Below are 23,643 nucleotides of genomic sequence, written 5' to 3' on the forward strand. Positions count from 1 at the left end.
TCAAAGACGCGGCAGGATTTCCACATCCGGCAAATCCATCGCCGCCACCTCGTCTTCCAGAAACGCACTCAACCGCCGCAAACGCTCGCCACTCGGGCGAGTACGCGGCCATACCAGGTAGTAATCCATGCCGCTGGGCACCGCCGTCGGCCATGGCAGGCTCAAGCGCTTCTGCGCCACATCTTCGGCCACCATCAGCAGGTCGCCCATGGATATCCCGTAGCCACGCGCTGCGGCAATCATGCCTAGCTCCAGGGTATCGAACACCTGGCCGCCCTTGAGCGACACCTGGTCGCCAAGCCCCATACGCTCCAGCCATTCCCGCCAGTCACGCTTGTCCACCGTGGGGTGCAGCAGTTCGACAGAGGCCAGCCTGCACACATCCCAGGGCTCCTCGTCGAGCAGGTCCGGCGCGCCGACCGGGATCAGAAGCTCAGGGAACAGCTTGCGCACCTCCCACTCCGGCGGGAATACCCCGTCGCTGAGCAACACCGCGCAATCGAACGGCTCCTGGTTGAAATCCACATGGTCGACATCCATCCAGGCGCTGGTCAGCTGCACTTCATTGCCCGGCTGCAGATGCCGAAAGCGGCTAAGGCACGCCAGCAACCAGCGCATGGTCAGGGTCGAGGGGGCTTTCATGCGCAGTATGTCGTCTTCACCACACAAGGTTTCACAGGCCCGCTCAAACGCCGCGAAGCCCTCGCGCACGCCCGGCAGCAGTACCCGCCCCGCTTCGGTAAGTTGCAGGCTGCGGCCACTGCGCACGAACAGGCGACAGGCAAAATGCTCCTCCAGCGTACGGATATGCCGGCTGATGGCGCTTTGGGTGATGGACAGCTCTTCGCCTGCACGGGTGAAAGAACTTAGCCGCGCGGCAGCTTCGAATGCGCGCAAGGCATACAGCGGTGGTAGCTGGCGTGGCATGAGGCACCTGCAATATGGGCGTGTGGGGCAAATCCCCGAGAAACCTATATACATGAGTTCGACTCATGCCAACTATCGCATTTATCCTTTTGTGCAAAGTTGACCGAAGCCTCAGAATCGCCCTTCGTTGATCACCCCAGAATGAAGGACTGCCCCCATGCACGTCGCGCCCACCACAGAACTCAAGGCTTTGCTGCGCCTGGCCGGGCCGCTGATTGCCTCGCAGTTGGCGCACATGCTGATGGTGCTGACCGACACCCTGATGATGGCCCGCATCAGCCCTCAGGCTTTGGCGGGTGGTGGCCTGGGGGCAGCCAGCTATTCGTTCGTATCGATCTTCTGCCTGGGCGTGATCGCCGCCGTCGGCACGTTGGTGGCCATTCGCAAGGGTGCCAACGACATCGAAGGCGCCACCCGACTGGCGCAGAACGGCCTGTGGCTGGCCTGGGCCTTGGCGCTGTTCGCTGCGCTGGTGCTGTGGAATCTTGAACCTGTGCTGCTGCTTTTCGGGCAGAAGCCCGAGAACGTGGCCTCGGCCGCCGAATTTCTCACCCTGCTGCCACTGGCCCTGCCCGGCTATCTGACCTTCATGGCCTTGCGTGGCTTCACCAGCGCGCTGGGCCGCTCGACCCCGGTGATGGTCATCAGTTTGTTCGGCACGGTGCTCAACTACCTGTTCAACGTGGCACTGATCGAAGGCATGTTCGGCCTGCCCAAGCTGGGCCTGATGGGTATCGGTCTGGTCACTGCAGTGGTGTCGATGGGCATGGCCATTGCCTTGGCGTTGTATATCCGCTGGCATCCGGCCTATACCGCCTACCCGCTGCGCAAGGGCCTGTCACGCCCATCACTGGCGGCCCTGCGCGAGCTGTGGCGGCTGGGCCTGCCGATTGGCGGTACCTACATGGTGGAAGTGGGCCTGTTCGCCTTCGCCGCGCTGTGCATGGGCGTGCTGGGCAGCACCGAGCTGGCGGCGCACCAGATTGCCCTGCAGATCGTGTCCACGGCATTCATGGTGCCGACTGGCTTGTCCTATGCGGTGACCATGCGCGTCGGCCTGTACTACGGCGCTGGCAACCTGCTGGCGGCGCGCAGCGCCGGGCGGGTGGGCATCGGGTTTGGGGCCATGATCATGTTTGCCTTCGCCGCGCTGTTCCTGCTGCTGCCCGAAGCACTGGTAGGGCTGTTCATCGACCGTAATGACCCGGCCTTTGCCGCGATCTTCCAGGTGGCCGTGCAGTTGTTGATGGTGGCGGCGTGGTTCGAACTGTTCGACGGCATGCAGACGATTGCCATGGGCTCGATCCGTGGCCTGAAAGACGCCAAGACCACCTTCCTGATCGGGCTGGTGTGCTACTGGCTGGTGGGGGCGCCGAGCGCCTGGTTGTTCACCTTTACCCTGGGCGGTGGTGCAGTAGGGATCTGGTGGGGGCTGGCGCTGGGGCTGGCATGTGCGGCGGTGGCGCTGACGTTTGGCTTTGAGTGGCGGATGAAGCGGTTGTTGGGGAAGGCTTGGGCTGCCGGGAAGGCGACGGCTTCGGCCTGACGTGGGGGCCTCTTCGCGGGTAAACCCGCTCCTACAAGGGCCGCGCAATCCTGTAGGAGCGGGTTTACCCGCGAATACGGTGGTGGCGGCAACAGTGAACGTCTGGTGGAGATTGGCCAGCAGGCCCGGCCCATTCGCGGGTAAACCCGCTCCTACAGGACGGCCTCCAACTGGCGTCCGGGCGCCTGCAGCAAATACGCCATCAATTCCCCTATCGGTAGCGGTTTGCTGACCAGGAAGCCTTGCACCTGGTCGCAGCCAAACCCGCGCAACAACGCCAGCTGCTCTTCACTCTCCACACCCTCGGCCACCACCTCGAGGTTGAGGTTGTGCGCCAGGTTGATCATGGCGTGCACCAGCTTGCGGTTCTCTTCGCGCATTTCCATTTCCGCAACAAAGCTGCGGTCCACCTTGAGCAAGGTGATCGGCAGGCTGTTGAGGTGCACGAACGAAGAAAACCCGGTGCCGAAATCATCGAGCGAGAAGCGCACGCCCAGGCGGCCCAGCGCGTCCATGGTCTGGCGCACCACCTCGTTGCGGCGCATCACCGCCGTCTCGGTCAGCTCGAACTCAAGCCAGCGGGCATCCACACCGTGCTCAAGGATCAGGCGACTCAACGTGGCCAGTAGCTGGCTGTCCTGGAACTGGCGGAAACTCAGGTTGACCGCCATGTGCAGCGGTTCCAGGCCACGCTCGCACAATGCCTGCATGTCACGCAGGGCACGGGAAATAACCCAATAACCCAAGGGCACGATCAGGCCGCTCTGCTCGGCCAGTGGCACGAACTCGCTGGGCGGCAGCAGCCCGCGCTCGGCATGGCGCCAGCGCACCAGCGCCTCCAGGCCTACAATGCGCCCGTCAGCCAGGTTCAGCCGGGGCTGATAGTGCAGCTCCAGTTCGTCGCGGCGCAGGGCGCGGCGCAACTCGCTTTCCAGGTCGGCAAGGCTGCGGGCGTTGCGGTTGATGCGTTCGTTGAACACATGGAAGGTGCAGCCCTGGCTGCCCTTGGCCTGACGCATGGCGATGTGCGCGTGCCACATCAGCGGATCGGCGCCGCTCTGCGCGCGAGCATGTGCAAGGCCCAGGCTGCAGCCCAGCAGCAGGCTCTCGCCGTCGATCCAGTAGGGCTCGGCCAAGGCCTCGACGATGCGTTCGGCAATCCATTCGGCGCGATTGGCATCGCGACGGGTGTCGATCAGCAGGGCGAACTCGTCGCTACCCAGACGTGCCAGCTGGTCACCCGCCTCCAGCTGATGCTTCAGCCGTGCCACCACCTGCAGGATCAACCGGTCACCGCTCTGGTGGCCCAGGGCGTCGTTGACGTGGCGGAAGTTGTCCAGGTCCAGGTGGCCAAGCGCAACACCACGGCCTTCGTTTTCGGCCAGGCGTGCATTGAGCAAAGCCTGGAAGCCCTGGCGGTTGGCGATGCCGGTCAGCGGGTCCTGCTCGGCAAGGCGCTGCAAGGTGGCGACCAGCACCCCGCGCTCTCGCACATGGCGCAGTGAGCGGCGCAGGGTATCGGCGTTGAGCTGGTCGCGCACCAGCCAGTCGCTGACAGCGCTGGGCGCGGCCTCAGGCTCGTGGTCAAGCAGCAGGATGGTCGGCAGCTCGCAACGCCCGGGGGCAGGCTGCAAGCCTGGCGTTGCCAGCACGACGGCCTGGCGATCATGGCTGAACAGGCTGTCGACCGCCTCCCAGTTTGGCGCAGTCAATAGCACGGCGCTGCCACCCAGTGCAGGCATGCACGCGTGCAACGAGGCAGCCCATTCCGGCTCATCGGCCAACAGCAGCAAACGCAGAGGTTCGACAGGCGTGGACAAGCGGGCTCCTTAGGGCTTGACGGTGCAACGAGATCTGGTGGGCATGCTACTGCATTCAATGAAAATGATTTTCACTTTTATGCATGTTTTTTCGACCGCAGCATTCCGACGTATTTTGTCGTGCATCCTGCGCGAAACGAATCAAACCGGCAAATATGATTTTTTCAGCTACTAGCATTAGTGACACTAATAATTAGACGGACAAAAGTCTGACTCAGACGTCAGACGGTCGCGCCACAACGGCCCCATGCCTGTTAGAATGCGCGGCTATTTTCTGGCGACCCCCGGTTTCTAGCATGTCCCGACTCAATCCCCGGCAGCAGGAAGCCCGTGACTATGTCGGCGGCCCTCTTTTGGTGCTCGCCGGTGCAGGTTCGGGCAAGACCAGCGTGATCACGCGCAAGATTGCCCACCTCATCCAGAACTGCGGCATCCGCGCCCAGTACATCGTGGCGATGACCTTCACCAACAAGGCCGCGCGCGAGATGAAGGAGCGGGTCGCCACCTTGCTGCGCCCGGGGGAAGGCCGTGGCCTGACCGTGTGTACGTTCCACAACCTGGGCCTGAACATCATCCGCAAGGAACACGAGCGCCTGGGCTACAAGCCGGGTTTCTCGATCTTCGACGAGTCCGACATCAAGGCGTTGCTGTCGGACATCATGCAGAAGGAATACTCCGGCGACGACGGCATCGACGAGATCAAGAACATGATCGGTGCCTGGAAGAACGACCTCGTCCTGCCACCAGAGGCCCTGGAAAAGGCGCGCAACCCACGCGAGCAGACCGCCGCCATCGTCTACACCCACTATCAGCGCACGCTCAAGGCGTTCAACGCGGTGGACTTCGACGACCTGATCCTGCAGCCGGTCAAACTGTTCCAGGAGCACCCCGAGGTGCTGGAGCGTTGGCAGAACCGCGTGCGCTACCTGCTGGTGGACGAATACCAGGACACCAACGCCAGCCAGTACCTGCTGGTGAAGATGCTGATCGGCATGCGCAACCAGTTCACCGTGGTGGGCGACGACGACCAGTCGATCTACGCCTGGCGCGGCGCACGCCCTGAGAACCTGATGCTGCTCAAGGAGGACTACCCCTCCCTGAAGATCGTCATGCTCGAGCAGAACTACCGCTCCACCAGCCGCATCCTGCGCTGCGCCAACGTGTTGATCGCCAACAATCCGCATGCGTTCGAAAAGCAGCTGTGGAGCGAAATGGGCGTGGGCGACGAGATCCGCGTGATCCGCTGCAAGAACGAGGAAGCCGAGGCCGAACGCGTGGCCATGGAAATCCTCACCTTGCACCTGCGCACCAACCGCCCGTACAGCGACTTCGCCATCCTCTACCGCGGCAACTACCAGGCCAAGCTGATCGAGCTGAAGCTGCAGCATCACCAGGTGCCGTATCGCCTGTCGGGTGGCAACAGTTTCTTCGGCCGCCAGGAGGTCAAGGACCTGATGGCCTACCTGCGCTTGCTGGTGAACCCGGACGACGACAACGCCTATTTGCGGGTAATCAACGTACCGCGCCGGGAAATCGGCTCCACCACCCTGGAAAAGCTCGGCAACTACGCCACCGAGCGCGGCATTTCGATGTACGCCGCCAGCGAGGAACTGGGCCTGGGCGAGCACCTGGACGCGCGCTACACCGAGCGTTTGCAGCGCTTCAAGCATTGGCTGGATGGGGTGCGCCACAAGGTCGCCCTGGAAGACCCGATTGCCGCGCTGCACGAGATGATCCGCGACATCGACTACGAGAACTGGATCCGCCAGCAGACCGCCAGCGACAAAGCTGCAGAATTCCGCATCAGCAACGTCTGGTTCCTGGTGGAAGCGCTGAAAAACACCCTCGAGAAGGACGAAGAGGGTGACATGACCATCGAAGACGCCATCGGCAAGTTGGTGCTGCGCGACATGCTCGAGCGCCAGCAGGAAGAAGAAGAGAACGCCGAAGGTGTGCAGATGATGACCCTGCATGCCTCCAAGGGCCTGGAATTTCCCTACGTGTTCATCATGGGCATGGAAGAGGAAATCCTCCCGCACCGCTCCAGCATCGAGGCCGACACCATCGAAGAGGAACGCCGCCTGGCCTACGTGGGCATCACCCGCGCGCGCCAGACCCTGGCCTTCACCTTCGCCGCCAAGCGCAAGCAGTACGGTGAAATCATCGACTGCACGCCCAGCCGGTTCCTCGACGAACTGCCTCCGGACGACCTGGCCTGGGAGGGCCTGGACGACGCGCCGGTCGAGGTGAAGGCCGCTCGCGGCAACAACGCCCTGGCCGATATCCGGGCAATGCTCAAACGCTGATCAACCATTACTCTTTAACTTTGCCGCTTTTAGCGGCCACGGTGGTTTGTATGGCCGATTTGAGCTCACAGATCGGCCATACAGACCACTATCTACATCGAGGAAATCACAGTGGAAGCACTGCATCAGAAGATTCGCGAAGAAGGCATCGTGCTTTCCGATCAGGTTCTCAAAGTCGACGCGTTTCTCAACCACCAGATCGATCCGGCGCTGATGCAGCTGATCGGTGACGAGTTCGCTCGCCTGTTCGCCGATGCCGGCGTGACCAAGATCGTCACCATCGAAGCCTCGGGCATTGCCCCGGCGGTGATGACCGGTCTGAAACTGGGTGTGCCGGTCATCTTCGCTCGCAAGCACCAGTCGCTGACCCTGACCGAGAACCTGCTGACCGCCTCGGTGTATTCCTTCACCAAGCAGACCGAGAACACCGTAGCCATTTCGCCGCGTCACCTCAACAGCAGCGACCGCGTGCTGGTGATCGACGACTTCCTGGCCAACGGCAAGGCCTCGCAGGCGCTGATTTCGATCATCAAGCAGGCAGGTGCCACCGTGGCGGGCCTGGGTATCGTGATCGAGAAGTCGTTCCAGGGCGGCCGTGCCGAACTGGACAGCCAGGGCTACCGCGTTGAATCGCTGGCCCGGGTGAAGTCGCTGGAAGGTGGTGTGGTCAGCTTCATCGAGTAAGGCCTCACCGTCCCGGCGTAGGAGCAGATTTACCTGCGAATGCGATCGCAGATTCAATATCGCATTCGCGGGTAAACCCGCTCCTACACGGGGCCAGTGTGCGCAAGCGATTAACTTGTAGCCTGTAAGCCTGCCAGCAGTAGCCGCTGATAAAGCTCCTCTTTCAACCCTTGCGGAACCTCCAGCCCCATCCGCGCCAGATGCCGCTCATACCCTTCCGGGCCCGGTGCATCCAACGCTGCCTTGCCCAGCTCCAACACCTCGCTCAGCTTGAACTTGCTCTTCAACCAGTTCAGCGCCCGCAACAGATCCCGCTCCTCGGCCGTAAAGTCGGTGCCCATCGGATACTCCGGGAACAGCCGCGCATGCTGTGCCCTGATCGCCTCCAGGCGTTGCGGGGTATTGTCGGTAAAGCGCGCCTCCAGCTGAAAGTCGTCGGCAAGCTTGCCAGCTTCTTTTGCCTGCTTGATCAGGCCCGGCTGGAACCGCGAATCGCTCACCGCCAACAACCGCGCTATCACTTCGCTGTCAGTCTGCCCACGCAAGTCCGCAATGCCGTACTCGGTCACCACGATATCGCGCAGGTGCCGGGGAATGGTGCAGTGGCCATAGGTCCAGAACAGGTTCGAGGTCACCTCCCCGCCTGCCTCGCGCCAACTGCGCAATAGCAGGATCGAACGCCCGCCCTCCAGCGCATGGCCCTGGGCAACGAAGTTGTACTGCCCGCCCACGCCACTGAGCACGCGGCCGTCTTCAAGCTGGTCAGCCACCCCGGCACCGAGCAGGGTCATGCCGAACGCGGTGTTGATGAAGCGCGCATCACGACGTTGTCGGCGCTTGAGTGCCTCCTGCCCATATAGCTCGTTGATGAAGCTGATACGGGTCATGGCAAACTGCGCGCGCTGCTCCAGCGGCATCTCGCGCAAGCGCTGGTAGAACGCTTGCGGGCCGAGGAAAAAGCCGCCATGCAGTATTGCGCCCTGCTCGTCCGCCGGGCGTCGTAGCAGCCCTGCTTCAGCCAGCACCAGCAGGCCGTTGACGAACATCTCGCTGCAGCCGTACAAGCCATGGGCAAAGGTGTCCAGGCCCCCTTCTCGCTCGATCAATGTCTGCCACGGTCCGACATCCAGCGCCTTGAGCACCGCACGGTAACCGGCGTTGTCGCCCTGACGTGCCAGCAATGCCGCGGCAACCGCATCGCCCATGGCACCAATGCCGATCTGCAGCGTACCGCCATCGCGTACCAGGCTGCTGGCGTGCAGGCCGATGCAGTGGTCCTGGATGCCGACCGGCATGTTTGGCGTGGAAAACAGCCGACGTTGCTCGGCTTCATCGAGCAGCAGGTCGAACGCATCGATAGGCAGCTCCGCATCACCCGGCATGTAGGGCAGTTCGGCATGCACCTGGCCCAGCATAAGGATGGTTTCGCCAGCCGCGCGGCGCTTGGCGATCATCGGCAGCAGGTCGAGGGTGATGTCTGGGTTGCAGGCTAGGCTCAAGTGCACGGGCTTTTCGGGGGTGGCGGCCACCAACTGGGCGATCAGGTTCAGGCCTTTGGCGTTGATATCCCGTGCGGCGTGGCTGTAGTTGCTGCTGACGTAGTCCTGCTGCGCCGATTCGCTGTGCAGCAGGCTACCGGGCTGCATGAAGAACTGTTCGACCCGAATATTGGGTGGCAACGTGTCGTTGCGCAGGTCTGCGAGGTAACTGAGCTCTTCGTAGTCAGCGAACACTCGCTCGACGAAGGGTTCGAGAAAGCGCCGCTGCAGGCCATCGCCCAGTGGCGGGCGGCCGAGGGAAAGTGCGGTGTAGATGGTCAGGCGCCGTTCGGGCAGCTCGCGTACGCGGGCGTAAAGTGCGTTGACGAAGGCGTTGGGTTTCCCCAGGCCCAAAGGCAGGCCCATATGGATATGGGCTGGCAGCCGGGACAAGACCTGCTCGACAGCCTGGTCGATGGAGCAGAGGTGCATGGGGCCTCCTGAATCATCCATTGGTTCAGGAGTTGGACATAGGGCTGAAGTAATTGGTTGCCTGTACCGGCCCTTTCGCGGGCAAGCCCGCTCCCACAGGATTAACACAACCTTCAGGTCCTGTGGGGTACCTGTGGGAGCGGGCTTGCCCGCGAAGAGGCCGGCCCAGGCAACAAAAAAACAAAGCCCGCCATCAACGGCGGGCCTCATGCAATTCAGCTGTAAATCACAGCCCGGACATTTTCTTGATCGCCCCTTTCAGGTCTTCATCCGAGCAGTCTGCACAGGTGCCCTTTGGCGGCATGGCGTTGATGCCAGTAATGGCCTTGGCCAGAATGCCGTCCAGACCGCCCTGGTGGTCGGCGCGTTCTTTCCACGCGGCGGTGTCACCAATTTTAGGCGCGCCGAGCAAGCCGCTGCCATGGCAGGCATTGCAGTGCTTGGCGATGATTTCATCCGGTGTCTTGGCTCCCCCGCCACCTGCTGCAGCGGCCACTTCCATGCCTTTGCACTCCTGGCCCTGGACGCACACCTGGCCAACCGGCTCCAGGCGTTTGGCAATGTCGTCATTGGTCGCAGCGGTTGCGCTCATTGCCCAGAGGGCGAATACGGCTGCTGGTACGGCCAGCATCTTCTTGATTTGATTCACGCGAACACCCTCATGGTGGCTAATCACGCTCGCGGCCACGGATCGGCGAGCGTTGAAAAGTATAGCGGGAACCCAGAGGCCGTGAAACGACCCCACACAGGAAAGGGGTATTGCCGAATCAATGCACTGCGCTGGATCAAAAGTTTGAAGGCGTCGCCGCACTGATCAGCCGCGCCGGCTGGTCGAATGGGTTGCGGAAGCGGTGCGGGCGGGTGCTTTCGAAGTAGTAGCTGTCGCCTTCTTCGAGAACGAAAATCTCGTTGCCGACCACCAGCTCCAGGCGGCCTTCAAGCAGGATACCGGTCTCCTCGCCGTCGTGGGTGAGCATCTCGGCACCGGTGTCCGCACCTGGCGGGTACACCTCGGTCAGAAAAGCGATGGCACGGTTGGGGTGCGACTTGCCCACCAGCTTCATGGTCACCGCACCGTCCGAGATATCGATCAGCTCATGGGCCTTGTAGACGATCTGAGTGGGGCTTTGGGGCTCCAGCTCGACCGAAAAGAATTCGACCATGGACATGGGAATGCCGCTCAGCACTTTGCGCAGCGAGCTGATAGAGGGGCTTACGCTGTTCTTCTCGATCATCGAGATGGTGCTGTTGGTCACGCCAGCACGCTTGGCGAGTTCGCGCTGCGACAGGCCCTTGAGCTTGCGGATGGCTTGCAGTCGTTCGCCGACGTCCAAAGCTGGAGCCTCCTGAAACGGTGAAAGGGGGGTGGATGTGAACGATATCATGGCAATGCCGTTCAGTATTTACAACACACCGCCCCCAACCTGTCCGCTTCAGCGTCTCATTCGCCGATGTAGTCCCGTGGTACCCGCTTCAGGTTACAGAAGATCTGATAGGGAATAGTGCCCGCATGTGCGGCCACTTCACTGGCCAGCACCTGCTTGCCCCAGAATTCGACCGGGCTGCCGACAGTGGCTTGCGGTACGTCGGTGAGGTCGATGCTGAGCATGTCCATCGACACCCGCCCGATCAGCTGGGTGCGCTTGCCAGCGACCAGCACCGGGGTGCCGTTAGGCGCCTGGCGCGGGTAGCCATCGGCATAGCCCATGGCGACCACACCCACGCGGGTCGGCCGAGGGCTGACGAACTTGGCACCATAGCCAACCGGCTCGCCGGCAGGCAGCTCGCGCACGCTGATCACCCGCGATTGCAGGGTCATCACCGGTTGCAGGCGTGCGGCCTCGGCCTGCGCCACTTCGAACGGCGTGGCGCCGTACAGCATCAGGCCTGGGCGCACCCAGTCGCTGGGCGCTTGCGGCCAGCCCAGCACGCCGGGCGAGTTACGCAGGCTGCATTCGGCGGCCAGGCCCTGTCGGGCAGCTTCGAACACGGCGATTTGCTGGGAGGTAGCGTCAGCGTCCAGTTCGTCGGCGCGAGCGAAGTGGCTCATCAACACGATGCGCGAAACCTTGCCGCTGGCCAGCAGTCGCTGGTAGGCATCTTGGTAGTCCTTGGGGTGCAGGCCAACGCGGTGCATGCCACTGTCCAGCTTCAGCCAGACGTTGAGCGGTTTGTGCAGCGGGGTTTTCTCGATGGCTTCCAGTTGCCACAGCGAGTGCACCACGCACCACAGGTCGTGCTCGGCGATCAGCGCCAGTTCGCTGGCTTCGAAAAAACCTTCCAGCAGCAGTACCGGGGCTTTGATACCGGCGGCGCGCAGTTCCAGCGCCTCTTCGATGCAGGCCACGGCAAAGCCGTCGGCTTCGGCCTCCAGGGCCAGGGCGCAGCGCACGGCGCCGTGGCCGTAGGCATCGGCCTTGATCACGGCGAGGGCTTTGGCACCCGTCAGTTCACGGGCCAGACGGTAGTTGTGGCGCAGGGCCTGGAGGTCGATCAGGGCGCGGGCGGGACGCATGGCGGCTGCCTTATGGTGGTTCGGGTTGAAATCGGTGGTGGATTCTTCGCGGGCTTGCCCGCTCCCACAGGTCGTGCACAGCTTTCAAAAGCGGTGGTGTTCCTGTGGGAGCGGGCAAGCCCGCGAATGGGCCGGCACAGGCTATTACTGCTGGTGAACCGGCGCGCTTTGCCCGTGCTTGGTCACTTCCCGGCTGTTGCCATAACGGGAGATATCCAGGCCTTCGGCACTGATCTGCGGCTTCTTGCGCGCAATCAGGTCGGCCAGCAGGCGACCGGAACCGCACGCCATGGTCCAGCCCAAGGTACCGTGACCGGTGTTCAGGAACAGGTTGCGGAACGCCGTGGCACCCACGATCGGTGTGCCGTCCGGGGTCGCCGGGCGCAAGCCGGTCCAGAAGCTGGCCTGGCTCAGGTCACCGCCGCGAGGATAAAGGTCGTTGACGATCATCTCCAGCGTTTCGCGCCGACGCGGGTTCAGCGACAGGTCAAAACCAGCGATTTCAGCCATGCCCCCTACGCGGATGCGATTGTCGAAACGGGTGATGGCAACCTTGTAGGTCTCGTCGAGAATGGTCGAAGTCGGGGCCATGTCGCTGTTGGTGATCGGCACGGTCAGCGAATAGCCTTTCAGCGGATACACCGGAGCCTTGATGCCCAGCGGCTTGAGCATCTGTGGCGAGTAGCTGCCCAGCGCCAGCACGTAGCGGTCTGCCGTTTCCAGCTTGCCGTCGATCCACACGCCATTGATGCGGTCACCCGCGAAGTCCAGGCGCTGGATATCCTGGCCGAAGCGGAACTCCACGCCCAGCTTCAACGCCATGTCGGCAAGCTTGGTGGTAAACAGCTGGCAGTCGCCAGTCTGGTCGTTCGGCAGGCGCAGGGCGCCGGCCAGGATATCTTTCACGCCGGCCAGGGCGGGTTCGACGCGGGCAATGCCGTCGCGGTCGAGCAGCTCGTAGGGCACACCGGACTGTTCGAGTACGGCAATGTCCTTGGCCGCAGCATCGACCTGGGCCTGGGTGCGGAACAGCTGGGTGGTGCCCAGGCTGCGGTTTTCGTAGTTGATGCCGGTTTCGGCGCGCAGTTCGTCGAGGCAGTCACGGCTGTACTCGGACAGGCGCACCATGCGCTCCTTGTTCACCGCGTAGCGGCTGGCAGTGCAGTTGCGCAGCATCTGTGCCATCCACAGGTACTGGTCGACATCGCCCGTGAGCTTGATGGCCAGGGGAGCGTGACGTTCCAGCAGCCACTTGATGGCTTTGAGCGGTACACCAGGGGCAGCCCAGGGCGAGGCATAGCCGGGCGAGATCTGGCCGGCGTTGGCAAAGCTGGTTTCCATGGCCACCGCCGGCTGGCGGTCGACCACCGTGACTTCGAAACCTTGCCGGGCCAGGTAATAGGCACTGGCGGTTCCGATTACACCGCTACCAAGTACCAGAACTCGCATCGTTTTATCCCTCACACGCGGCGCGCCGCACACTTTTATTGAAATGGCATGAATGGGCGCAGTATAGGAATTTGAGACCAGTGCAATTCACTATATAAAAGCCTATTATTGGCGAGAATTCTCGGCAAAATCGCCTTTCACGGAGGGGCATCCCCTATGAGAACCCAGCACCAGACCAAGCGTGAACTGGACAAGATCGACCGCAACATCCTGCGTATCCTGCAGAATGACGGGCGTATCTCCTTCACCGAACTGGGCGAGAAAGTTGGGCTGTCCACCACCCCTTGCACCGAGCGGGTTCGCCGCCTGGAGCGCGAGGGCATCATCATGGGCTACAACGCCCGCCTGAACCCGCAGCACCTCAAGGGCAGCCTGCTGGTGTTCGTGGAAATCAGCCTGGACTACAAGTCGGGCGACACCTTCGAGGAGTTCCGCCGCGCGGTCTTGAAGCTGCCCCACGTGCTGGAATGCCACCTGGTGTCGGGTGATTTCGACTACCTGGTTAAAGCGCGTATTTCGGAAATGGCCTCATACCGCAAGCTGCTCGGCGACATCCTGCTGAAACTGCCGCACGTGCGCGAATCGAAGAGCTACATCGTGATGGAAGAGGTGAAGGAGAGCCTCTGCCTGCCGATCCCGGACTGAGGCTAGACCAGCACCTGGCGGGTGGTGGCAATGAACTGGTGGACCAACTGTTCAGCGGCGGGGTCGATCATCGGTTCAGGGCCACGACCACGCGGGCAGGCCATGCGCGGGGTGGTGCCGAACAGCCGGCAGATCATCGGCCGCTCTTCATACACCGTGCAGCCGTTGGGGCCCAGGTGCACGCAGTCCAGACGCTCCAGAGCAGCGTCCTGCTCGGCCTGGGACTTGCGCGGCAGGCGGGCCATTTCCTCCGCCGAGGTGGTAACCGGGCCGCAGCAGTCGTGGCAGCCGGGCTCGCACTCGAAAGAGGGGATGAGTTCGCGCAGGAAGTGGATCTTGTGGCGGTTGCAGGACATGACGGGATACAAGCTGACAAAGTGATTGGATTATAGGCTTATTCGCGGGTTCACCCGCGAACGAGTATGAAGCCCTCGCTGGTTGCCCGGCCGCGATGGCACAGCTTATCCTCGTCCCCCCTCCATTTTTCAGGGCCGCCCCAATGATCCACAGCGCGCAGCACGCCGCCTCCTATTACGCCGCCAGCAGCGCGCCACACCCCGACCACGCCTACCTGCAAGGCGAACACAACGCCGACGTGTGCATCATCGGCGGCGGCTACTCGGGCCTGAACACCGCCATCGAGCTGGCAGAGCGTGGTTTCTCGGTCATCCTGCTGGAAGCGCGCAAACTTGGCTGGGGCGCCAGTGGGCGCAATGGCGGGCAATTGATCCGAGGGGTCGGCCATGGTCTGGAGCAGTTCCTCCCGGTCATCGGCGAAGAAGGCGTGCGCACCATGAAGCTGATGGGCCTGGAGGCCGTACAGATCGTGCGCGAGCGGGTAGAAAAGCATGCTATCGCCTGCGACCTGGCCTGGGGCTACTGCGACCTGGCCAACAAACCCGCCGAGCTGCTGGGCTTTGCCGAAGACGCTGAGGAGCTGCGCAGTCTGGGCTATGCACATGAGCTGCGGCTGGTCGGCAAGGACGATATCCACAGCGTGGTGGGTGCCGACTGCTATGTGGGGGGGCTGGTCGACATGGGCTCCGGGCATCTGCATCCGCTCAATCTGGCACTGGGTGAAGCCGCCGCAGCCGCCCGCCTGGGCGTGAAGTTGTTCGAGCAATCCGAAGTCACCCGCATCGACTACGGCACTGAAGTGCAGGTGCATACTGCCCAAGGCCGGGTACGCGCCAAAACCCTGGTACTGTGCTGCAACGCCTACCACAACGACCTCAATCGCGAGCTGGGCGGCAAGGTGCTGCCGGCCGGCAGCTACATCATCGCCACCGAGCCGCTGGGCGAAGAACGCGCACGCGCATTGCTGCCACAGAATATGGCGGTGTGTGACCAGCGCGTGGCGCTGGACTACTACCGCCTGTCCGCCGACCACCGCCTGCTGTTTGGCGGTGCCTGCCACTATTCAGGCCGCGACCCGAAGGACATCGCAGCCTATATGCGGCCGAAGATGCTCAAGGTGTTCCCGCAGCTTGCCGACGTGCGCATCGACTACCAGTGGGGCGGCATGATCGGCATTGGTGCCAATCGCCTGCCGCAGGTTGGCCGCCTGGCCAGCCAGCCAAACGTGTATTACGCCCAGGCCTACTCGGGCCATGGGCTCAACGCCACCCACCTGGCCGCGCGCCTGCTGGGTGAAGCCATCAGTGGCCAGGAAAGCGGGCGCTTCGACCTTTTCAACAAGGTGCCGCACATCACCTTCCCTGGCGGCAAGCACCTGCGCTCGCCACTGCTGGCGCTGGGGATGCTGTGGCATCGCCTGAAAGAGCTGGCCTGAAAGTCCCCATCCTTGTGGCAGCAACTGTCTTGCTTAAAATCTAAAAGCTGACGCGCCCCCTGTGGGAGCGGGCGTGCCCGCGAACACGGGCGAAGCCCGTGCCATCCTCCGCGACTTCTGCTTCGCGGGCATGCCCGCTCCCACAGGGTCGGTGCAAGTTTTAAGTCTGGGGCACAACAGGCCCTCCTGCGACCATCGTGTCATTCCTTCCAGAAGGGTTTCCGCCCTTCGATCCGGGCCTGCTCCCAGCTCAGCCCGACATCGCGCAACTCGTCATCGGTCAGCTGCAGCAACGCCCTGCGGGTATGCCAGCGATGCAGCATCAGCCCCCAACGCCCCAAACCCTCTGGCGCGTTGAACACCTTGGCCTGCTGCCCGGCTTCCAGTTCCTTGGCCAACAGTTGCAAGCGCACATCGCTCATGCCACCCATCACCGCATCCTCCCGTTCAGTTGCTACCGTGGAGAAAGCATGCGCGTCGGCACCCTCGACAATACAGATCCAATACAGCCTTATTATTCCCATACAGAATTGGCCGTTGGCCGACTGAATGCTGTATTTTCAGCCCAACTGTACCGGTCGCTATGCCAATGCAGCGCAGGAGTATGCCTTGACCCTCTACCTGAATCTCGCCGAAATACTCGGCGCCCGCATCGAGCAGGGCCTCTATCGCCCTGGCCAGCGCCTGCCGTCTGTACGCGCACTGAGTGAGGAGCACGGGGTCAGCCTGAGCACCGTGCAGCAGGCCTATCGCATGCTCGAAGACAGCGGAATGGTCTCGCCGCGGCCCAAGTCCGGCTACTTCGTCAGCGACCAACGGCAGTTGCCGGCACTGCCCGCAGTCAGCCGCCCGGCCCAGCGCCCGGTGGACATCTCGCAGTGGGAACAGGTGCTGGAGCTGGTGCGCAGTACGCCGCGCCATGATGTGGTGCAACTCGGCCGCGGCATGCCCGACATCGACAGCCCTACCCTGAAGCCGCTGCTGCGCAGCCTTGCCCAGTTGAGCCGGCGCCAGGACATGCCTGGCCTGTACTACGACAACATCCACGGTAACCTGGCCCTGCGCGAACAGGTGGCCCGGCTGATGCTCGACTCCGGCTGCCGCCTGGGGCCGGCCGACCTGGTGATCACCACCGGCTGCCATGAGGCGCTGTCATGCAGCATCCGCGCAGTCTGCGAGCCAGGCGACATCGTCGCGGTCGACTCGCCCAGCTTCCACGGCGCCATGCAAACCCTCAAAGGCTTGGGCATGAAAGCGCTGGAAATCCCCACCGACCCGGTCACCGGCATCAGCCTGGAGGCGCTGGAGCTGGCCCTGGAGCAGTGGCCGATCAAGCTCATCCAGATCACCCCCAGCTGCAACAACCCGCTGGGCTACATCATGCCTGAGGCACGCAAGAAGGCCCTGCTGAGCCTCGCCCAACGCTATGACGTGGCGATTCTGGAAGACGATGTGTACGGCGACCTGGCCTATACCTACCCACGCCCACGCACCCTGAAGTCGTTCGACGACGATGGCCGCGTGCTGCTCTGCAGTTCGTTCTCCAAAACCCTCGCGCCCGGCCTGCGGATCGGCTGGGTGGCGCCTGGGCGCTACCTGGAGCGCGTGCTGCACATGAAATACATCAGCACCGGCAGCACCGCCAGCCAGCCTCAGCTGGCCATCACTGACTTCATCGCCGCCGGGCACTACCAGCCCCATGTACGGCGCATGCGCAGCCAGTACCAGCGTGGCCGCGACCTGATGGGCGACTGGGTGACCCGCTACTTCCCGGCGGGCACCCGGGTCAGCCGGCCCCAGGGCGGCTTCATGCTGTGGGTGGAATTACCCGAACATCTCGATACGCTTCGGCTGAACCGCGCTTTACTGGAGCAGGGCGTGCAGGTTGCCGTGGGCAGCATCTTTTCGGCCTCGGGCAAGTTTCGCCACTGCCTGCGCATGAATTTCGCCGCCAGGCCAACGCCGCAAATCGAAGCCTCCGTGCGCAAGGTTGGTGAAACCGCCCTTCGTCTACTGGATGACGAAAGCGCCGACGCGTAACTTTGCGCCGCCCGTCACGGTCAAACCCCTAAAGCCCTTGCTGTAACAGGACGGTCCACCCTTGAGACTCCAGCGAGCCTTGCCTCTGCTGCTGGTGTTGTTGCTCGGCCTTGCCGGTTGCACAAGCATCAGCGCGCCCCGGGAAACCAGCCAGGCGTTGCCTGCCCACGAATCGGCCTTTGGCCGCTCGGTGCTGCGCCAGGCCGCGCCCTATGGCGGCCGCTCGGGCTTTCGCCTGCTGCCCAACAGCAACGAGGCATTTCGCGCCCGCGCCGAACTGATACGCAACGCCCAGGCGAGCATCGACCTGCAGTACTACATCGTCCACGACGGCCTCAGTACCCGCGCCCTTGTGCATGAACTGCTGCGCGCCGCCGACCGTGGCGTGCGCGTGCGCATCCTGCTCGACGACACCACCAGCGACGGCCTGGACACCGTCATGGGCACCCTCGATGCCCACCCGAACATCCACATTCGCGTGTTCAACCCACTGCATCTGGGGCGCAGTACCGGCGTTACGCGCGCCGTGGGCCGGCTGTTCAACTTGTCGCGCCAGCACCGACGCATGCACAACAAGCTGTTCCTGGTGGACAACAGCATGGCCATCGTCGGCGGTCGCAACCTGGGCGACGAGTATTTCGATGCCGAGCCCAACCTCAACTTCACCGACATCGACCTGCTGGGCGTGGGCCCGGTGGCCGAGCAGCTGGGGCACAGCTTCGACCAGTACTGGAACAGCGCCCTCAGCCGGCCGATCACCGATTTCCTCTGGCATGACCCGGATGCCAACGACCTGCGGGCCAGCCGCCAGCGCCTGGAAGTGTCGCTGGCCAAAGCCAGGACCCAGCGCAAGGCCCTGTACGACCGCTTGATGGCCTATCAGTCGCAGCCGCGTCTGGATGTGTGGCGCAACGAGTTGATCTGGGCTCACGCACAGGCGCTCTGGGATGCGCCCAGCAAGGTGTTGGCCGAAGACGAACCGGACCCGCAATTACTGCTGAGCCAGCAACTGGCTCCGGACCTGGCTAACGTGCGCCGCGAGTTGGTCCTGGCATCGGCCTACTTTGTACCGGGCGAACCGGGGCTGCTGTACCTGACCGGCCGCGCCGACGCTGGCGTTTCGGTGAAGTTGCTGACCAACTCGCTTGAAGCCACCGACGTGCCGGCAGTGCATGGCGGCTATGCCCCCTATCGTCGAGCCTTGCTTGAGCACGGGGTGCAGCTTTACGAGCTTCGCCGCCAGCCAGGCGACCCCAGCGCGGGGCGATTGAGTTTTCGTGGCAGCTCGGATTCGAGCCTTCACACCAAGGCGATCGTGTTCGACCGGCGCAAGACCTTTATCGGCTCGTTCAACTTCGACCCGCGCTCGGTATTGTGGAACACCGAGGTCGGGGTACTGGTGGACAGCCCGGAGCTGGCCGAATACACCCGCGAGCTGGCCCAGCAGGGTATGGCGCCTGCGCTGAGCTATCAGGTGAAACTGATAGGCAACAAGCTGGTGTGGGCGACCGAGGACAATGGCCAACGGCACGTGCTGACGTCTGAGCCGGGTGGGGTCTGGCGGCGGTTCAATGCCTGGATCAGCAAGGCGGTTGGCTTGGAGAAGATGCTATAGCGGCGATTCCGGGGCCTTGCGGCCCCCAAAATCATCAGGCAGAAACCGGCTCAAAGGCTCCGCGCCGCCGGGTCAATACCACCAACCCCGCAGCCCCGGCCGCCATCAGGAACAGCAACGCATGCCCGCTGATCCACTGGCTCCCCGCTCCCGCCAACAACGGACCGAGCAAACAGCCAATGCCCCACAGCTGGGCCACGTGGGCATTGGCCCGTACCAACTCATCATCGCGGTAGCGCTCACCGATCAGCACCAGCGACAAGGTGAACAAGCCGCCGGCACTGGCGCCGAACAACACCCACAACGGCCAGATAACCGGGGTGTGCAACAGCAGCGGGATCGCCAGGCTGGACACCAGCAGGGTCACCGCACAGCCAGTGAACAGGGTACGTCGCGACATATGGTCGGCCAGCGCGCCGATGGGCAATTGCAGCACCGCATCACCCACCACCACGGTACTCACCATGAACAAGGCGATTTCGGTGCTGAAACCCTGCTGCAGGCAATACACCGGCAGCAAGGTGAGGATCATCGCCTCGAACGAGGCGAACAGGGCAATGGCCCAGGCAATTACCGGCAAGCGTCGGCAGAAGCCGAACAGGTCGCCAAAGGTGACACTGCAGGCTTCCGTGCTCGGCGCTCCACCACGCCCCAGCAGAACCAGCGGGGCGGCCAGCAGCAGGCCGGTCGCCGCCCAGAAGCCGAAGTCGTCATCAGAGCCGAGGAAACCCAGCACCAACGGCCCGGCCAACTGGCTCAGGGCGTAGCTGCTGCCATACAGCGCCACCAACCGGCCACGCCACTGTTCGACCACCAGTTGGTTGATCCAGCTTTCGCCGAGGATGAACACCACGGTCAGAGACATGCCGATCATCAGCCGCAGCAGCAGCCATAACGGGTAACTAGGCAGCAGCGCGAGTAGGCCAATCGACAGCGCCCCGCCCCACAGGCACAGGCGCATCGCCGAAGGTACGCCAACCCAACCTGCCAGGCGGCTGGCCAGGCTGGCGCCGGCCAGTACGCCCAACGCCGGCATTGCCGCCATCACGCCGATGGCGAAGCTGCCGTAGCCCCAGGCCTCCAGGCGCAGGGACACCAGCGGCATGCTCACGCCAAGCGCCAGCCCGACACTGAGCACCGATGCCAGTACGGCGAAGTAGGTACCCCAACGCATTACAGCCTCCCAGCCAATATTTCCAGGGGCCCATTTGCGGGCAAGCCCGCTCCTGCAACGGTCGCGAAGACCTGCAGGAGCGGGCTTGCCCGCGAAAAGGACCTACCGGGTTACAGCTTGATCCAGGTCGCCTTCAGCTCGGTGTACTTCTCCAGTGCGTGCAGCGACTTGTCACGGCCGTTGCCCGACTGTTTGAAGCCACCGAACGGCGCGGTCATGTCGCCACCATCGTACTGGTTGACCCAGACGCTGCCTGCACGCACGGCACGGGCGGTCTTGTGGGCTTTGGAAATGTCCGAAGTCCAGATACCAGCGGCCAGGCCATACGGGGTGTCGTTGGCAATGGCCACGGCTTCTTCGGCGGTGTCGAATGCAATCACCGACAGCACCGGGCCGAAGATTTCTTCCTGGGCAATGCGCATGGCGTTAGTCACGCCGTCGAAGATGGTCGGCTCGACGTAGGTGCCGCCGGTCTCTTCCAGGGTGCGCTTGCCGCCGGCCAGCAGCTTGGCGCCGTCCTTGTGGCCAGCCTCGATGTACGACAGCACGGTGTTCATCTGCTGGGTATCGACCAAGGCACCGACAGTGGTCTGCGGGTCCAGCGGGTTGCCTGGCTTCCAGCCCTTCAGGGCCTCTACCACCATCGGCAGGAACTTGTCCTTGATCGAACGCTCGACCAGCAGGCGGGAACCTGCAGTGCACACTTCGCCCTGGTTGAAGGCGATGGCGCTGGCGGCGGCCTCGGCGGCTGCTTGCAGGTCCGGGGCGTCGGCAAAGACGATGTTCGGGCTCTTGCCACCGGCTTCCAGCCAGATGCGTTTCATGTTCGATTCGCCCGCGTAAACCATCAGCTGCTTGGCGATCTTGGTCGAACCGGTGAACACCAGGGTGTCCACGTCCATGTGCAGGGCCAGTGCCTTGCCCACGGTGTGGCCATAGCCTGGCAGCACGTTCAGCACGCCAGCCGGGATACCGGCTTCGATCGCCAGTTGGGCGATGCGGATGGCAGTCAGCGGCGATTTTTCGGACGGCTTGAGCACGACCGAGTTACCGGTGGCCAGTGCAGGGCCGAGTTTCCAGCAGGCCATCAGCAGCGGGAAGTTCCACGGCACGATGGCACCAACCACACCCACGGGTTCGCGGGTAACCAGGCCAAGCTGGTCATGCGGGGTCGGGGCAACTTCGTCGTAGACCTTGTCGATGGCTTCGGCAGTCCAGTGAATGGCTTGGGCCGCACCTGGGATGTCGATGCTGGAGGAGTCGCCGATCGGCTTGCCCATGTCCAGCGTTTCCAACAGCGCCAGCTCTTCGACGTTCTTGCGCAGCAGGTCGGCGAAGCGGATCAGCTTGGCCTTGCGCTTGGCGGGGGCCAGCTGCGACCACACGCCGGAGTTGAAGGTGGCACGGGCGTTTTCAACAGCGCGGTTGGCATCGGCCAGGTCGCAGCTGGCAACCTTGGCCAGGAAGCGTCCGTCGACCGGGCTCAGGCACTCGAAGGTTTCACCGGATACGGCATCGGTGTATTCGCCGTTGATGAAGGCACGGCCTTCGATCTTCAGTTGCTGGGCACGTTGTTCCCAGTCCGCACGGGTCAGGGTGGTCATACGAAACTCCTCCTCTTGTTTAGGTGCAACGCCGCACTGAGGACTCACAGGCGTTGTCAGAATTCTGGCCGGGCGCCACGCGCACACTGGCAAGCGATACCCTAAACCAGCCGGTGTAAACTATCAATATATTTGACACGAGAGGCTCAAAAGCCTACTGATGTTAATTTTATTAAACAACAACAGGAGCCGAACCATGAGTATTGATAGCATCATCGACTTCGCGCAGGTCATCACCGAGGCCGAACGCTACCGCCCGGCTGCAGAGAAAATCCTCAAGGGCGAGCCGGACCAGGCTGTCTACAACCATTATTCCAGCCCGTGCGGGCAGTTTGCCGCTGGCGTATGGGAAGGTGAGGTGGGCCAGTGGACAGTGAACTACACCGAGCACGAATACTGCGAGATCGTTCAGGGCGTTTCGGTGCTGCGCGACCAGGACGGTGGGGCGAAAACCCTGCGTGCCGGCGATCGGTTCGTCATCCCCGCCGGCTTCAAAGGCACTTGGGAGGTGCTGGAGCCGTGCCGCAAGATCTATGTGATGTTCGAGCAGAAATAACTATGTAGCGCAGGGAGTTTGCAGGCATGCGTGAGGATGACCCTGCCCGTTTCGGGCCATTCAGCCTCACAAGGAAAATCAGCATGACCAACGAAGAAGTTCTGCAAACCCTCGCCCACCTGGTCGGCACCCGCTACGTGCCGGAGCTGAAAGAAACCATCCGCGCCCTCACAGGGCGCGCTCGCGTTGTAGGCCCCAACGAGATATCCACCCGCGACTACGACGCCGCGCGCATCCAGATCAAGGCCGACGCCGACCTGATGATCCAGAGCTTCAGCTTCAACTGACCCTGACAGTAGCTAAAAAAAAACCCGCTTCCTTTCGGATGCGGGTTTTTTTCAGGTCGCCGATCAATTACTTGATCTTGGCTTCCTTGTACACCACGTGCTTGCGAACAACCGGATCATATTTCTTGATCTCGATTTTGTCCGGGGTGGTGCGCTTGTTCTTGTCGGTGGTGTAGAAGTGGCCGGTACCGGCACTCGAAACCAGACGGATCAATTCACGCATGATGCTCTCCCTTAAACCTTGGCGCCAGCTTTACGGATGTCAACCAGAACGGCGTCGATGCCGCGCTTGTCGATGATACGCATGCCTTTGGCGGAAACGCGCAGACGCACGAAACGCTTCTCGGATTCAACCCAGAAACGGTGGTGCTGCAGGTTCGGCAGGAAACGACGACGGGTTTTGTTGTTTGCGTGGGAAATGTTGTTCCCGGTTACTGGACCCTTACCAGTAACTTGACAGACTCTCGACATGACTCAGCCCTCTAAAACCACATGCCCAACCCGGCATGGGTTGGCCGCTTAATCTCTCAGTCTTTGGCGCCTGGGCGCCGTGATTCTGGAGGCCTTATCGACCGGATCCGCTTATGCGACAGGCCGAGCCCCTAGAAAAGAGCGCTGCTTTATACCAGAAAGACTTGGCTGCAACAACAGTAGATGCACATTACCGCTAGCCAGAACGCGCCGGGCCAGCATAGCGGCAGGCCCCGCCAGTC

Annotated in this window: 22 protein-coding genes; 9 read left to right on the forward strand and 13 right to left on the reverse strand. The window is 62.6% G+C overall.

The genetic code is table 11. From position 1 onward, the window contains the following. On the reverse strand, positions 1-927 hold the full coding sequence (locus V7787_RS34800; RefSeq protein WP_020193762.1) for a LysR substrate-binding domain-containing protein: 927 nt from the start codon (positions 925-927) through the stop codon (positions 1-3). 157 nt (positions 928-1,084) lie between these two features. On the opposite strand from V7787_RS34800, the gene V7787_RS34805 reads away from it, so the two are divergent. Beyond that, a complete protein-coding gene (locus V7787_RS34805; protein ID WP_014592837.1) occupies positions 1,085-2,473 on the forward strand; it encodes a NorM family multidrug efflux MATE transporter in 1,389 nt (462 codons plus the stop codon). A gap of 152 nt (positions 2,474-2,625) precedes the next feature. Here V7787_RS34805 and V7787_RS34810 read toward each other — a convergent pair whose 3' ends face one another. After that, entirely contained in the window at positions 2,626-4,293 is a 1,668-nt protein-coding gene (locus V7787_RS34810; RefSeq protein ID WP_014592838.1) for a putative bifunctional diguanylate cyclase/phosphodiesterase, read from the reverse strand. A gap of 296 nt (positions 4,294-4,589) precedes the next feature. Here V7787_RS34810 and rep point away from each other — a divergent pair, with 296 nt between their 5' ends. Together rep and V7787_RS34820 are read left to right on the forward strand one after the other, a co-directional pair. Next, positions 4,590-6,599 (forward strand): DNA helicase Rep, encoded by a 2,010-nt coding sequence (gene rep / locus V7787_RS34815; RefSeq protein ID WP_003253537.1) that lies wholly within the window; start codon positions 4,590-4,592, stop codon positions 6,597-6,599. 111 nt (positions 6,600-6,710) lie between these two features. Beyond that, positions 6,711-7,283, forward strand: a complete 573-nt coding sequence (locus V7787_RS34820) for a xanthine phosphoribosyltransferase (protein WP_003253535.1) — start codon at positions 6,711-6,713, stop codon at positions 7,281-7,283. 110 nt (positions 7,284-7,393) lie between these two features. Here the strand turns inward: V7787_RS34820 and V7787_RS34825 are convergent, their stop codons facing one another. The 5 genes from V7787_RS34825 to dadA form a co-directional block, all read right to left on the reverse strand. Further along, the gene (locus tag V7787_RS34825; RefSeq protein WP_064493071.1) at positions 7,394-9,253 is read right to left on the reverse strand and encodes an acetyl-CoA hydrolase/transferase C-terminal domain-containing protein; all 1,860 of its coding nucleotides are present in this window, start codon (positions 9,251-9,253) and stop codon (positions 7,394-7,396) included. A gap of 226 nt (positions 9,254-9,479) precedes the next feature. Further along, on the reverse strand, positions 9,480-9,884 hold the full coding sequence (locus V7787_RS34830) for a c-type cytochrome (protein WP_033723760.1): 405 nt from the start codon (positions 9,882-9,884) through the stop codon (positions 9,480-9,482). A 154-nt stretch (positions 9,885-10,038) separates the two neighbouring features. Next, entirely contained in the window at positions 10,039-10,587 is a 549-nt protein-coding gene (locus tag V7787_RS34835; protein WP_003253526.1) for a cupin domain-containing protein, read from the reverse strand. A gap of 107 nt (positions 10,588-10,694) precedes the next feature. Further along, positions 10,695-11,768 carry an alanine racemase gene (gene alr, locus V7787_RS34840; protein ID WP_064493072.1) on the reverse strand — a complete coding sequence of 358 codons (1,074 nt, stop codon included), beginning with the start codon at positions 11,766-11,768 and terminating at the stop codon, positions 10,695-10,697. Positions 11,769-11,912: 144 nt separating this feature from the next. Continuing rightward, a complete protein-coding gene (gene dadA / locus V7787_RS34845; RefSeq protein WP_064493073.1) occupies positions 11,913-13,217 on the reverse strand; it encodes a D-amino acid dehydrogenase in 1,305 nt (434 codons plus the stop codon). 156 nt (positions 13,218-13,373) lie between these two features. On the opposite strand from dadA, the gene V7787_RS34850 reads away from it, so the two are divergent. Next, positions 13,374-13,862, forward strand: a complete 489-nt coding sequence (locus V7787_RS34850) for an Lrp/AsnC ligand binding domain-containing protein (protein ID WP_003253520.1) — start codon at positions 13,374-13,376, stop codon at positions 13,860-13,862. Between the two features lie 2 nt (positions 13,863-13,864). On the opposite strand, the gene V7787_RS34855 is transcribed toward V7787_RS34850, so the two are convergent. After that, positions 13,865-14,218: a YkgJ family cysteine cluster protein gene (locus tag V7787_RS34855; RefSeq protein WP_003253518.1), complete on the reverse strand. Its 354-nt coding sequence runs from the start codon at positions 14,216-14,218 to the stop codon at positions 13,865-13,867. 143 nt (positions 14,219-14,361) lie between these two features. On the opposite strand from V7787_RS34855, the gene V7787_RS34860 reads away from it, so the two are divergent. Further along, the gene (locus V7787_RS34860; RefSeq protein WP_104886907.1) at positions 14,362-15,654 is read left to right on the forward strand and encodes an NAD(P)/FAD-dependent oxidoreductase; all 1,293 of its coding nucleotides are present in this window, start codon (positions 14,362-14,364) and stop codon (positions 15,652-15,654) included. A gap of 200 nt (positions 15,655-15,854) precedes the next feature. Here the strand turns inward: V7787_RS34860 and V7787_RS34865 are convergent, their stop codons facing one another. Beyond that, entirely contained in the window at positions 15,855-16,085 is a 231-nt protein-coding gene (locus tag V7787_RS34865; RefSeq protein ID WP_017148026.1) for a DUF1127 domain-containing protein, read from the reverse strand. A 178-nt stretch (positions 16,086-16,263) separates the two neighbouring features. Between V7787_RS34865 and V7787_RS34870 the strand changes: the two genes are divergently transcribed. Together V7787_RS34870 and V7787_RS34875 are read left to right on the forward strand one after the other, a co-directional pair. Continuing rightward, positions 16,264-17,694 (forward strand): aminotransferase-like domain-containing protein, encoded by a 1,431-nt coding sequence (locus tag V7787_RS34870; protein ID WP_196766234.1) that lies wholly within the window; start codon positions 16,264-16,266, stop codon positions 17,692-17,694. 61 nt (positions 17,695-17,755) lie between these two features. Continuing rightward, the gene (locus V7787_RS34875) at positions 17,756-19,309 is read left to right on the forward strand and encodes a phospholipase D family protein (protein WP_064493077.1); all 1,554 of its coding nucleotides are present in this window, start codon (positions 17,756-17,758) and stop codon (positions 19,307-19,309) included. A gap of 34 nt (positions 19,310-19,343) precedes the next feature. Here V7787_RS34875 and V7787_RS34880 read toward each other — a convergent pair whose 3' ends face one another. Together V7787_RS34880 and V7787_RS34885 are read right to left on the reverse strand one after the other, a co-directional pair. Continuing rightward, entirely contained in the window at positions 19,344-20,483 is a 1,140-nt protein-coding gene (locus V7787_RS34880) for an MFS transporter (protein ID WP_064493078.1), read from the reverse strand. A 110-nt stretch (positions 20,484-20,593) separates the two neighbouring features. Next, on the reverse strand, positions 20,594-22,087 hold the full coding sequence (locus tag V7787_RS34885) for an aldehyde dehydrogenase (protein ID WP_010955785.1): 1,494 nt from the start codon (positions 22,085-22,087) through the stop codon (positions 20,594-20,596). A 196-nt stretch (positions 22,088-22,283) separates the two neighbouring features. On the opposite strand from V7787_RS34885, the gene V7787_RS34890 reads away from it, so the two are divergent. Together V7787_RS34890 and V7787_RS34895 are read left to right on the forward strand one after the other, a co-directional pair. Next, complete coding sequence (locus V7787_RS34890) at positions 22,284-22,643, forward strand: cupin domain-containing protein (protein ID WP_003258971.1); 360 nt, start codon at positions 22,284-22,286, stop codon at positions 22,641-22,643. 83 nt (positions 22,644-22,726) lie between these two features. Further along, the gene (locus tag V7787_RS34895) at positions 22,727-22,930 is read left to right on the forward strand and encodes a hypothetical protein (RefSeq protein WP_064493079.1); all 204 of its coding nucleotides are present in this window, start codon (positions 22,727-22,729) and stop codon (positions 22,928-22,930) included. Positions 22,931-22,997: 67 nt separating this feature from the next. On the opposite strand, the gene rpmG is transcribed toward V7787_RS34895, so the two are convergent. Further along, a complete protein-coding gene (rpmG, locus tag V7787_RS34900) occupies positions 22,998-23,153 on the reverse strand; it encodes a 50S ribosomal protein L33 (RefSeq protein WP_003253507.1) in 156 nt (51 codons plus the stop codon). Between the two features lie 11 nt (positions 23,154-23,164). Continuing rightward, on the reverse strand, positions 23,165-23,401 hold the full coding sequence (gene rpmB, locus V7787_RS34905) for a 50S ribosomal protein L28 (RefSeq protein ID WP_003253504.1): 237 nt from the start codon (positions 23,399-23,401) through the stop codon (positions 23,165-23,167). Between the last annotated feature and the right edge of the window lie 242 nt (positions 23,402-23,643).

This window comes from Pseudomonas sp. CGJS7, from assembly GCF_036961695.1.

Coding starts and splice junctions, on each gene's coding strand:
- V7787_RS34865 (WP_017148026.1), bottom strand. CDS start 16,085: ATGGGTGGCATGAGCGATGTGCGCTTGCAACTGTTGGCCAAGGAACTG.
- V7787_RS34800 (WP_020193762.1), bottom strand. CDS start 927: ATGCCACGCCAGCTACCACCGCTGTATGCCTTGCGCGCATTCGAAGCT.
- V7787_RS34885 (WP_010955785.1), bottom strand. CDS start 22,087: ATGACCACCCTGACCCGTGCGGACTGGGAACAACGTGCCCAGCAACTG.
- V7787_RS34830 (WP_033723760.1), bottom strand. CDS start 9,884: ATGCTGGCCGTACCAGCAGCCGTATTCGCCCTCTGGGCAATGAGCGCA.
- V7787_RS34895 (WP_064493079.1), top strand. CDS start 22,727: ATGACCAACGAAGAAGTTCTGCAAACCCTCGCCCACCTGGTCGGCACC.
- V7787_RS34855 (WP_003253518.1), bottom strand. CDS start 14,218: ATGTCCTGCAACCGCCACAAGATCCACTTCCTGCGCGAACTCATCCCC.
- rep (WP_003253537.1), top strand. CDS start 4,590: ATGTCCCGACTCAATCCCCGGCAGCAGGAAGCCCGTGACTATGTCGGC.
- rpmG (WP_003253507.1), bottom strand. CDS start 23,153: ATGCGTGAATTGATCCGTCTGGTTTCGAGTGCCGGTACCGGCCACTTC.
- dadA (WP_064493073.1), bottom strand. CDS start 13,217: ATGCGAGTTCTGGTACTTGGTAGCGGTGTAATCGGAACCGCCAGTGCC.
- V7787_RS34890 (WP_003258971.1), top strand. CDS start 22,284: ATGAGTATTGATAGCATCATCGACTTCGCGCAGGTCATCACCGAGGCC.
- V7787_RS34850 (WP_003253520.1), top strand. CDS start 13,374: ATGAGAACCCAGCACCAGACCAAGCGTGAACTGGACAAGATCGACCGC.
- V7787_RS34880 (WP_064493078.1), bottom strand. CDS start 20,483: ATGCGTTGGGGTACCTACTTCGCCGTACTGGCATCGGTGCTCAGTGTC.
- V7787_RS34805 (WP_014592837.1), top strand. CDS start 1,085: ATGCACGTCGCGCCCACCACAGAACTCAAGGCTTTGCTGCGCCTGGCC.
- alr (WP_064493072.1), bottom strand. CDS start 11,768: ATGCGTCCCGCCCGCGCCCTGATCGACCTCCAGGCCCTGCGCCACAAC.
- V7787_RS34860 (WP_104886907.1), top strand. CDS start 14,362: ATGATCCACAGCGCGCAGCACGCCGCCTCCTATTACGCCGCCAGCAGC.
- V7787_RS34825 (WP_064493071.1), bottom strand. CDS start 9,253: ATGCACCTCTGCTCCATCGACCAGGCTGTCGAGCAGGTCTTGTCCCGG.
- rpmB (WP_003253504.1), bottom strand. CDS start 23,401: ATGTCGAGAGTCTGTCAAGTTACTGGTAAGGGTCCAGTAACCGGGAAC.